Raw genomic sequence first — 10069 nt, forward strand, 5'->3', positions numbered from 1 at the left:
CCCCCCTCCCCCCCCCCCCCCCGGGCGCGTCCCCCCACGGCTCGCGTCGTGTCCGGAGCTCTCCGCTACTGCGCACCTTGCAGGCTCATCCGGTATTCCTCCCGGTCGCCCTCGACCAGCACCACGTCGGTGGCGCCGGCCGAGAGCAGGTCCCGCCACACCTGGCCGAGCCAGGACTCGGCGTCCGCCTGGTTGCTGAACGTCTCGTTCGGGCCGTCGACCGGCTTGCCTTCCGCGTCCTCGTACCGCCAGCTCCACGTCATGACGATCAGCTTAGTCCGCGCTCGGCCGCGCCCACCGCAGGCGCAGCATCGACCTCTTCCCCCGCGCACCCTTTGCTCTGCACCCATTTGCTTGCTCTGCACCCACGGACGCGACACCGCGCGTTCCGGATACCGGCCTGCCCGCTCAGCCGCCGATTGCGCCCATGGGTGCAGAGCAAGGCCGTGGGTGCAGAGCAAACGCACTCGCGGCGAGTGCGCCCGTGGGTGCAGAGCAAGGCCATGGGTGCAGAGCAAACGCACTCGCGGCGAGTGCGCCCGTGGGTGCAGAGCAAGGCCATGGGTGCAGAGCAAGGCCGTGGGTGCAGAGCAAAGGTGCGTGAGACCTCTTACCTCACTGCGCGGACCAGCGGCCGGTCGACGCTCGTGGGACGGCAAGCCCGCGCCTGCCTCGGGCGGGCGGCGACAGTAGAGTTCGGGCATGTCGCATGACGGGTGGCCCTCACACATCGGGGCGCGGGTGCTGGTGCTGGGCGGTATCCGCTCGGGCAAGAGCGAGTTCGCCGAGTCGCTGCTGTCGAACGCACCGTCGGTGCGCTACCTCGCCACGGCGGTGATCGGCGACGACGAGGCGTTCGCGGCCCGGGTGGCCGCGCACCGGCAGCGGCGGCCGCAGAGTTGGCTGACGGTGCCGACCGAGGGCGACCCGGCGATGCTGCTGGGTGCGCTGGTGGAGGCACTGCCGGAGGAGACGCTGCTCGTCGACGACCTGGGCGGCTGGGCGGCGGCGCTGCTGGCGGCCGACGGCGCCGAGCAGCGGGTGCGCGAGCTGGCCGACGCGGTACGCGCCTGCCGTGCCCGCCTGGTGCTGGTGAGCCCCGAGGTGGGCCTGTCGGTGGTGCCGCCGACCGAAGCCGGGGTCCGCTTCGCCGACCTGCTGGGCCTGACCAATCAGGCCGTGGCCGCGGCGTGCGATTCGGTCGTGCTGGTGGTGGCCGGGCAACCGTCGTGGCTGCGGCGTCCGGGGGCACCGGACGCGCTGGAGACCCCGGAGGTGCCCGCGACGGCGGGCGCGAAGGTGACCACCGCCTCGCCCGCCGAAAAGGCGGCGGCGGCGGTGGCGAACGTCCCGGTGGTCAGCCCGGAGGTGGTCGTCCCGACGCCCGCCGTGGCGACGCCGTCGCAGGCGTTGCACGAGCGCACCCAGGCGCTGCCGATCGTGGCGACCGGCCTGGTGATCCAGCCGGGGATGGACCTGCCGATCCCGGACAGCGACGCCCGCGACGCCGCCCGCGACCATCTCAACCTGCTCGACATCGCGGGCAGTGGCCTGGGCAAGCTGTCCGAGGTGGTGCTGTTCGCCGCCGGGGCGCAGAGCCGCGCGGTGCCGGCCCCGTGGCGTACGCCGCGACTGCTGCTGCTGCACGGCGACCACGCGGGCGGGGTGACCGCGGGCCAGTCCGCGGCCCGTTCGGCCCGGATCGCCGACGAGGCCCGGCAGGGCGAGGGCGCGATCGGCCTGCTCGCGGGCGAGTACGCGGTAAGCCTGCAGGTGGTGGGTACGGCCGCGGCCGGGCCGGTCGAGTTCGAACCGGCCACCACGCTGGACGTGGTGGAGGCGGCGTTGCGGCAGGGCTGGCAGCTGGCCGACGAGGCCGCCGACAGCGGTGTCGACCTGCTGATCCTCGGTTCGTGTGGCGCGGGTGCGGAGGCGGCCGCCGCGGCGATCGTGTCCGCGGTGACCGGCGCCGAGGTGCCGGCGTTGCTGGCCCGCGTGGTCGGCCCCGACGGCGCGGTCGACGACACCGCCTGGATGGACCGCTGCGCGGCCGTACGCGACGCGCTGCACCGGGTGCGGGGTCGGGTGCTGCCGCCGAAGGAGATGCTCGCGGAGCTGGGCGGCGCGGACCTGGCGGTGGCGGCCGGGGTGATCCTGGGCGCGACCGCCCGCCGTACGCCGGTGCTGGTCGACGGTCCGGTCGGCGTCGCCGCCGGGCTGATCGCCCGCGACCTGGGCAGCCCGTCGCGGTTGTGGCTGGCGATGGCCGACCACGGCCGTCACCCCACCACTGTGCTCGCCGCCGACGTGCTGGGTGTGCCACCGCTGGTGGACGTACAGCCGGGCCTGGGCGAGGGCACGGCGTCGCTGCTGGCGCTGCCGCTGATGCGCTCCGCGCTGACCCTGGCCGCGGCCCTGCCCGCGCTGCCGCCGGTGCTTGACGCCCCGCCGGAGCACCTGCAGGAACCCGAGGCGACCCAGGAGTCGGAAGCGACCCAGGAGCCCGAGGCGACCCAGGGGCCCGAGGCGGCCGCCGCCGTGGCCGAAGTGGACCACCCGACCGACGAGCCGGTCACCGTGGCGCAGCCGGAGACCGAGCACACCGATGGCCGACCGTCCCCGGTGGAGTGACGGGCCGCGCCTGGCGCTGACCACGTTCACCGTCGCGCCCGTGTCCGGCCCACAGCGGCTGGACCGGGCCGTCGGGGGCGTGGCGATGCGGTTGGGCCCGCTGGTCGGCGTACTGCTGGGGCTGCTGCTCGGCGGTGCCCTGGCGCTGCTGGCGGCCGGGTTGCCCGCCCTGCTCGCCGGGCTGCTGACGGTCGGCCTGGCGGCGCTGCTGACGCGCGGGCTGCACCTGGACGGGCTGGCCGACACCGTGGACGCGATCGGGTCGTACCGGTCGCGCGAGCGGGCCCTGGAGATCATGAAGTCGCCGGAGGTCGGCCCGTTCGGGGTCGTCGCACTGGTGCTGGTGCTCGGCGCGCAGGCGGCGGCACTGGCCGCCGTGGCCGCTCGGCCGCTGATCGCGCTGCTGGCGACGGTCGCCGCGGCGGTGGCCTGCGGGCGGCTGGCGATCGCGGCGGGCTGCGCGCGGGGCGTGCCCGCGGCCCGGCCCGGCGGCATGGGCGCGCTGGTCGCCGGGACCGTCGGCCCGACCGCGCTGATCGTGAACGCGCTGCTGGTCGCGGCCGTGGCCGTGCCCGCGGTGCCGCAGCGCCCGTGGCAGGGACCGGCCGCCGTGCTGGGCGCGCTGGCGGTGACGCTGGCGCTGCGCGCCCACCTGGTACGGCGACTCGGCGGCATCACCGGTGACGTGCTCGGATTCCTGTCCGAGACGGCGACCACGGTGACCCTGCTGGCGGCGGTTCTCTTCCCGGCCGCGAGCCACTAGCATCCCGGGAATGATCGAGTCACCCCTGCTACGCGCCACCGACACGCTCATCGAGGCACGCACCGCGCACGATTCGGAGGCGTTCGACGAGGCGCTGGAGGCGCTGTGGGCCGCGGCGCAGCACGCGGGCCCGGACGAGCTCACCGCGGCGCTGTCGCAAGTCGCGCCGCTGCTGGCAGTGCTCGACGCGAGCATGGGCGGCGAGTTCGCGATGCTGTGCGGCGCGCTGATCGAGATCGGCGCGATGCCCGACGCGCTCTTGATGGTGCTGACCGTGCGGCTGCCCGGCATCCTGTCCGACGCGGTCGGCTTCACCGACGCGTGGGCGCGCGAGGTGCCCGGCGCGCCGCTGCCCGAGCCCGACATGGAGAACTTCGACGCCGCGCTGGACCGCCTCGACGCGCGCATGTCGCCCGACGAGGCCTCGCGCCTGACCGAGGCGTGGTTCGCGCTGACCTCGTGGCTGCGCTGTGCCGCGACCCTGCTGCAGTCCTCGCCGATGGCGCGGCAGTTCCTGTCCACTGACCCCGCCCTGCGGTCGATGGTCGCCGAGCTGGAGTCCCACCGCGAGGACATGACCTGGGTGTCCGCGCTGCTGGACGTGGTCGACAACGAGCCGCTGGTGGTGCTGCACCGGGCGCAGCGGCGCGGCTACCGGGTGAGCATCGGTGGGGTGGGCGACAACCTGCAGCTGCACACGCTGCTGGCGGGCGCGCTGACCGGCCCGGCGGAACGGGGCCTGCTCACCGGGTACGAGGTCGATCCGGCGTGGACGGCGGTGGCGTCGAACGCGCCCCGCTCGGCGTTCGGCGGACAGGTGCGCGGGCAGTTCAACCTGGTCGACGCGCATGGCAACTGGATCTGGAGTGAGGGCACCCCGGCCGAGATTCCGCTGGTGGACGGGGTGCGGGTGGTGGTGCTGGACCCGCCGCCGTACGTGCACGGCTGGGACAACATGCGCCGCTTCCCGATGATGCCCGCGTGGATCAGCCTGGACGAGGTGATGAGCCCCGAGCAGGCGGCCGTGTGGCTGTCCCGCGTCGCCGACGCCAAGCCGATGGGCGGCTGACCCTCACCCGGCGTCGTGCCTGGGCGGCGCGTGCGGGGTCATTGGGCGTCGTAGTGCTTGACCAGTTTTTTCGGAGCGGTGCGGCGCCAGGCCTCCACCACCAGTTCGTGCAGCTCGTCGGGGTCGGCCTCGGCGAGCCGCACCTGCACCCAGCCGAACCGCCCGACGTACGCGGCGATCGAGTAGACGTCCGGGGCGCCGGCGAGCAGGGCGGCCTGCTCCTCCTTGGTCGCCTTGACCGTGGCGGTCGGGCTGTCGGGGGCGCCGCTGGCGAACATCTTGCCGTTGACCCGCAGCGTGGGATGGCCCCACTCGGCGACCATCACTTCCTCACCCCCGGGCAGCGCCAGCACCCAGTCACGCATCTGCTCGTACGTCACCGCCATGGCCCCACCTTATAAGCGGGGTTAAGAAGGGCCCCTTCTACCACGCAAAGCGATAAGAAGGGGCCCTTCCTTACCTCAGGTCAGCGGACGGAGGGCTGGACGAAGGGGGGTTTGGTGACGGTCATGGTGGAGCGGCGGCCGCGCACGTCCACCTCCACGACGTCGCCCTCGGACAGTCCCGCGGCGCTGTCCAGCAGCGCCAGCGCGATACCGATCTTGCGGGTGGGCGAGAAGGTCCCACTGGTGATCTCACCGACGACCTGGTCGCCGTTGGCCAGCACCTGCATGTGCGGGCGCGGGATGCCCCGGTCGGTGGCGACCAGGCCCCACAGCGTACGGCGCGGGCCCGCGGCCTTCTCGGCCACCAGCGCGGACCGGCCCCAGAACGCGGGCTTGCTCCAGCCCACCGCCCAGCCGGAGCGGGCCTGCACCGGGGTGATCTCCAGCGACAGGTCCTGCCCGTGCAGCGGGTAGCCCATCTCGGTGCGCAGCGTGTCGCGGGCGGCCAGGCCGCAGGCGCGCACCGGCAGGTCGGTGCCGAACAGCGCGTCCCACACCCGGACCGCGTCGGCGGCCGGGGCGACCAGCTCGTAGCCGTGCTCACCGGTGTAGCCGGTGCGGCACACGGTCAGCTCGACGCCGTCCAGTTCGGCGGTCGCGAAGCTCATGTACTCGTGGTCGGTCGGCAGCCCGAGACGGGCCAGCAGCTCAGCCGAGCGCGGTCCCTGCACCGCGAGCACGGCGTAGTCGCGGTGCTCGTCGGTGATCTCCAGGTCGGCGGGCGCGGCGGCGCGCAGCCGCCGGACGACCTCCGCGGTGTTCGCGGCGTTCGGGATGAGGAAGACGTGGTCCTCGCCGTGCAGGTACGCGATGATGTCGTCCACCACGCCGCCGGTCGCCTCGTCGCAGCACAGCGTGTACTGCGCCTTGCCGGGCTTGATCCGACCCAGGTCGTTGGTGAGGCAGGCGTTGACGAACTCGGCCGCGCCGGGTCCCGCGATCCGGGCCTTGCCGAGGTGGCTGACGTCGAAGACGCCGACCTCCTCGCGTACTGCGGCGTGCTCTTTCAGCACCCCGCCCCCGGCGTACTCCAGCGGCATGTCCCAGCCGCCGAACGCGGCGAACTTGGCTCCCAGCGCAGCGTGCCGCTCGTGCAGCGGCGACCTGAGCAGGGCGGTTGAGTCTTTTGAACCCACGTCGGTCATGAGCGCAACTTACCCTGGCACATACGGTTGGTTAGCATCGGCGCAGCAACCCACGTCCATCAGGAGAACTTTGTGACCACGCCCACCACGGCTCTGCCCACGCTGAGCCTCGCCGACACCGATCCCGCAGACCTGACCGTGGACGCCGTCGTCATCGGCGTGCACAGCCAGGACGGAGCCGAGGGCTCGGCCGGTGAGCTGCTGCTGGCGTCCGGGGCCGAGAGCATCGCCGCGGCGTTCGACGGCAAGCTGACCGCGACCCTGGCGGTGCTCGGCGCGACCGGGGGCGCGGGTGAGGTCACCAAGGTGGCCACCCTCGGCACCATCACCGCGCCCGTGCTGGTCGCGGTCGGCCTGGGCGCCGAGCCCGTCGGCGCCGCCCCCGCACCCGACACGCTGCGCCGGGCCACCGCTGCGGCCGTCCGCGCTCTGGCCGGGGCGAAGAAGGTCGCCCTGGCCCTGCCCCTGTCCGACGACGCCGAGGACAGCGGCGCGCCCGCCCTGCGCGCGGTGGCCGAGGGCGCCGCCCTGGGCGCCTACCGCTTCACCGGGTACAAGGCCAAGCCCGCGGCCGCCCGTAAGGACCCGGTCTCGGCCGTGTCGGTGCTCGTGCCCGACGCCAAGGAGCAGACCGCCCAGTCCGAGCTCAAGCGCGCCGCCGTGGTGACCACCGCGGTCGCCCGCACCCGCGACTGGGTGAACGTGCCCGCCAACCTGCTGCGCCCGCCGACGTTCGCCGACGAGATCGCCGAGGCGGCCGCCAAGGCCGGTCTCGAGGTCGAGGTGCTCGACGAGCAGGACCTGACCAAGGGCGGCTTCGGCGGCGTGCTCGCCGTCGGCATGGGGTCTGCCGCCAAGCCCCGCCTGGTCAAGCTGACCTACACCCCGGCGTCGTCGACGAAGTCGGTGGCACTGGTCGGCAAGGGCATCACCTTCGACACCGGCGGTGTGTCGATCAAGCCGCCGCAGGGCATGTGGGAGATGAAGTCCGACATGGCCGGCGCCGCCGCGGTGGCCAGCACGATGATCGCGCTGGCGGAGCTGAAGCCCGCTGTCGCGGTCACCGCGTACATCCCGATCGCGGAGAACATGCTGTCGGGTGAGGCGTACCGGCCCGGCGACGTGGTCACCATGCGTGGCGGCAAGAAGGTCGAGGTGCTCAACACCGACGCCGAGGGCCGCATGATCCTGGCCGACGCGATCACGCTGGCCTGCGAGAGCAACCCCGACTACCTGGTCGAGACCTCGACGCTGACCGGTGGCCAGGTCATCGCGCTCGGCAAGAGGATCGCCGGGGTGATGGGCTCGGACGAGCTGGCGCAGCGGGTCAAGGCCGCGGGCGAGGTCGTGGGCGAGCCCACCTGGCCGATGCCGCTGCCCGACGACGTACGCAAGACCATGGAGTCCGACGTCGCCGACATCCTGCAGGTCAGCGCCGGTATGGAGCGCGCCGGTCACATGCTGCAGGGCGGCGTGTTCCTGCGCGAGTTCGTCGCCGAGGGCGTCGAGTGGGTGCACATCGACATCGCGGGCCCGTCCTTCAACTCAGGCGAGCCGACCGGCCACTGGAGCAAGGGCGGCACCGGTGTGCCGGTCCGCACCCTGCTCGCCCTGATCGACGACATCGTGGCGAACGGCTGACCCGACCCCGCTTTACATTGACGCTGGCCTATCTAGAGGACGTTTTCCCGAAAACAGTCCTCTAGATAGGCCAGCGTCAATGCTATGCGCGCGGCCGTCAGGCGACGCCGCCCTGCTTCTGCCGGGCGTTGTAGTCGCGCATCCGCTGGGGATACCCGACGAGCTGGACGTCGTACACCGGCATGGCCAGGCGCTGGGCGAACTGGCGCACCGCCCCCGGGTTGGGCATGCGGCGCCGGGTCCACTCCCCGTCGTGGGCGATGAGGATGACCGTGGTCCCCGTCACCGTGGTGCGCGGCTCGATGAACGCCTCCACGCCCCGACGGGACCGTACGAACTGCTCCAGGTACTCCAGATCTGCCGGATTCGCCGGCCGGTCGCCCGAGGGACCGCTGCCGCGGCGGCGGAACCAGCCCACTGTCCTTCTCCTCTCCGCAACGGCGTGCGGGTGAACCTACCGATGGGACACAAGAGTAGCCAGACGTGTCCTTCAGCACCTCGGGTGCGCACGGCCCTGTCGGCAGTGACAAGATGGCCGATGGTGGGCTGAGCACACGCTGGCGAGGCCCGCCCTGGCCTCACAGTGGCAATGACGCGACCTGGAGCGATCGTGAGCGACATCTTTGACGTAGTCATCCTCGGCGGCGGTAGCGGCGGTTACGCCACCGCCCTGCGCGCGACACAGCTGGGTCTGTCGGTCGCGCTGATCGAGAAGGACAAGCTGGGCGGCACCTGCCTGCACCGGGGCTGCATCCCCACCAAGGCGCTGCTGCACGCCGGCGAGGTCGCCGACCAGACCCGCGAGGCGGGCCACCTCGGCATCAAGGCCGAGCTGATCGAGATCGACATGGCCGGCGTGAACGCGTACAAGGACGGCGTCGTGGCTGGCCTGTACAAGGGCCTGCAGGGCCTGATCAAGCACGCCAAGGTCACCTACGTCGAGGGCACCGGCACGCTGGTCGCGCCCAACGCCGTCGAGGTGAACGGGCAGCGCTACACCGGCCGCAACATCGTGCTCGCCACCGGGTCGTACTCGAAGAGCCTGCCGGGCCTGGAGCTGGACGGCGAGAAGGTCATCGCCTCCGAGCACGCGCTCGTGCTGGACCGGGTCCCCACCTCCGCGATCGTGCTGGGCGGCGGCGTCATCGGCGTCGAGTTCGCCAGCGCGTGGAAGTCGCTGGGCGCCGACGTGACCATCGTCGAGGCGCTGCCCCGCCTGGTCGCCGCCGAGGACCCGGACATCTCCAAGCAGTTGGAGCGCACGTTCCGCAAGCGCGGCATCAACTTCAAGGTCGGCAAGCCGTTCGAGAAGGTCGAGAAGACCGACAACGGCGTCAAGGTCACCATCGCCGGCGGTGACACGCTCGAGGCCGAGCTGCTGCTGGTCGCGGTCGGCCGCGGCCCGGCGACCGCCAACTGCGGCTACGAGGCGCAGGGCATCACCATGGAGCGCGGCTTCGTGCTGGCCGACGAGCGCCTGCGCACCAACCTGCCCAACGTGTACGCCGTCGGCGACATCGTGCCCGGTCTGCAGCTGGCCCACCGCGGCTTCGTGCAGGGCATCTTCGTGGCCGAGGAGATCGCGGGCCTCAACCCGGCCCCGATCGTCGAGTCGGGCATCCCGCGCGTGACCTACACCGACCCGGAGATCGCGTCGGTCGGCATCACCGAGGCCCAGGCCAAGGAGAAGTTCGGCGCCGACAACGTCGAGACGTACAACTACAACCTCGGCGGCAACGGCAAGAGCAAGATCCTCAACACCCAGGGCTTCGTGAAGCTGGTGCGCCAGAAGGACGGCCCGGTCGTGGGCATCCACATGATCGGCGCCCGCATGGGCGAGCAGGTCGGCGAGGCCGCGCTGATCGTGAACTGGGAGGCCTTCCCGGCCGAGGTCGCGCAGCTTATCCACGCCCACCCGACCCAGAACGAGGCCCTCGGCGAGGCGCACCTGGCCCTGGCGGGCAAGCCGCTGCACGCACACAACTGAGCGATTAAGCTCGCCTCGTCCCATTCCATACAGCGGATCTGCATTCAACTGAGGAGTCTGAAGCAATGCCGGTATCGGTAACCATGCCGCGGCTCGGCGAGAGTGTCACCGAGGGCACCGTCACCCGGTGGCTCAAGCAGGAGGGCGACCGCGTCGAGGTCGACGAGCCGCTGCTCGAGGTGTCGACCGACAAGGTCGACACCGAGATCCCGTCGCCGGCCGCCGGCATTCTCAGCAAGATCCTCGTTGGCGAGGACGAGACCGCTGAGGTAGGCGCCGAGCTGGCCGTCATCTCGGACGCGGGCGAGAGCCCGGCCGCCGCCGCGCCCGCCCCGGCGGCGCCCGCGGCGGCCGAGCCCGCCGCGCCCGCCCAGCAGGAGCAGGCCC

The 10069-nt window shown here is 72.5% G+C and carries 10 protein-coding genes; 6 read left to right on the forward strand and 4 right to left on the reverse strand.

What is annotated here, in order from left to right; genetic code table 11:
- Positions 1–65 precede the first annotated feature (65 nt).
- Complete coding sequence (locus KUA19_RS20800; RefSeq protein WP_217397915.1) at positions 66–263, reverse strand: hypothetical protein; 198 nt, start codon at positions 261–263, stop codon at positions 66–68.
- Between the two features lie 439 nt (positions 264–702).
- Here KUA19_RS20800 and KUA19_RS20805 point away from each other — a divergent pair, with 439 nt between their 5' ends.
- Genes KUA19_RS20805 through KUA19_RS20815 form a run of 3 tightly spaced genes read left to right on the forward strand, consistent with a single transcriptional unit; the run spans position 703 to position 4463 of the window.
- The gene (locus tag KUA19_RS20805; protein WP_217397917.1) at positions 703–2631 is read left to right on the forward strand and encodes a bifunctional adenosylcobinamide kinase/adenosylcobinamide-phosphate guanylyltransferase; all 1929 of its coding nucleotides are present in this window, start codon (positions 703–705) and stop codon (positions 2629–2631) included.
- Entirely contained in the window at positions 2606–3394 is a 789-nt protein-coding gene (locus tag KUA19_RS20810) for an adenosylcobinamide-GDP ribazoletransferase (protein WP_217397919.1), read from the forward strand. Before KUA19_RS20805 ends, KUA19_RS20810 begins: the two co-directional genes overlap by 26 nt.
- 10 nt (positions 3395–3404) lie before the next feature.
- Entirely contained in the window at positions 3405–4463 is a 1059-nt protein-coding gene (locus tag KUA19_RS20815) for a hypothetical protein (RefSeq protein ID WP_217397921.1), read from the forward strand.
- A gap of 38 nt (positions 4464–4501) precedes the next feature.
- Here KUA19_RS20815 and KUA19_RS20820 read toward each other — a convergent pair whose 3' ends face one another.
- Positions 4502–4849 carry an MmcQ/YjbR family DNA-binding protein gene (locus KUA19_RS20820; RefSeq protein WP_217397923.1) on the reverse strand — a complete coding sequence of 116 codons (348 nt, stop codon included), beginning with the start codon at positions 4847–4849 and terminating at the stop codon, positions 4502–4504.
- Positions 4850–4929: 80 nt separating this feature from the next.
- Positions 4930–6054 carry a glycine cleavage system aminomethyltransferase GcvT gene (gcvT, locus tag KUA19_RS20825; protein WP_217397925.1) on the reverse strand — a complete coding sequence of 375 codons (1125 nt, stop codon included), beginning with the start codon at positions 6052–6054 and terminating at the stop codon, positions 4930–4932.
- A gap of 72 nt (positions 6055–6126) precedes the next feature.
- Between gcvT and KUA19_RS20830 the strand changes: the two genes are divergently transcribed.
- Positions 6127–7695 (forward strand): leucyl aminopeptidase, encoded by a 1569-nt coding sequence (locus KUA19_RS20830; protein ID WP_217397927.1) that lies wholly within the window; start codon positions 6127–6129, stop codon positions 7693–7695.
- Between the two features lie 97 nt (positions 7696–7792).
- Here KUA19_RS20830 and KUA19_RS20835 read toward each other — a convergent pair whose 3' ends face one another.
- On the reverse strand, positions 7793–8113 hold the full coding sequence (locus tag KUA19_RS20835; RefSeq protein ID WP_217397928.1) for a hypothetical protein: 321 nt from the start codon (positions 8111–8113) through the stop codon (positions 7793–7795).
- Between the two features lie 171 nt (positions 8114–8284).
- Between KUA19_RS20835 and lpdA the strand changes: the two genes are divergently transcribed.
- Both lpdA and KUA19_RS20845 read left to right on the forward strand, forming a co-directional pair.
- Positions 8285–9682, forward strand: coding sequence for a dihydrolipoyl dehydrogenase (lpdA, locus tag KUA19_RS20840; protein ID WP_217397930.1), 1398 nt, complete (start codon positions 8285–8287; stop codon positions 9680–9682).
- Positions 9683–9747: 65 nt separating this feature from the next.
- Positions 9748–10069: biotin/lipoyl-containing protein (locus KUA19_RS20845; protein WP_302499451.1), on the forward strand; the 322-nt coding region annotated here is incomplete at its 3' end.

The organism is Catellatospora tritici (genome assembly GCF_019083965.1).
Classification (GTDB): Bacteria; Actinomycetota; Actinomycetes; order Mycobacteriales; family Micromonosporaceae; genus Catellatospora; species Catellatospora tritici.

Coding starts and splice junctions, on each gene's coding strand:
- KUA19_RS20800 (WP_217397915.1), bottom strand. CDS start 263: ATGACGTGGAGCTGGCGGTACGAGGACGCGGAAGGCAAGCCGGTCGAC.
- KUA19_RS20805 (WP_217397917.1), top strand. CDS start 703: ATGTCGCATGACGGGTGGCCCTCACACATCGGGGCGCGGGTGCTGGTG.
- KUA19_RS20810 (WP_217397919.1), top strand. CDS start 2,606: ATGGCCGACCGTCCCCGGTGGAGTGACGGGCCGCGCCTGGCGCTGACC.
- KUA19_RS20815 (WP_217397921.1), top strand. CDS start 3,405: ATGATCGAGTCACCCCTGCTACGCGCCACCGACACGCTCATCGAGGCA.
- KUA19_RS20820 (WP_217397923.1), bottom strand. CDS start 4,849: ATGGCGGTGACGTACGAGCAGATGCGTGACTGGGTGCTGGCGCTGCCC.
- gcvT (WP_217397925.1), bottom strand. CDS start 6,054: ATGACCGACGTGGGTTCAAAAGACTCAACCGCCCTGCTCAGGTCGCCG.
- lpdA (WP_217397930.1), top strand. CDS start 8,285: ATGACGCGACCTGGAGCGATCGTGAGCGACATCTTTGACGTAGTCATC.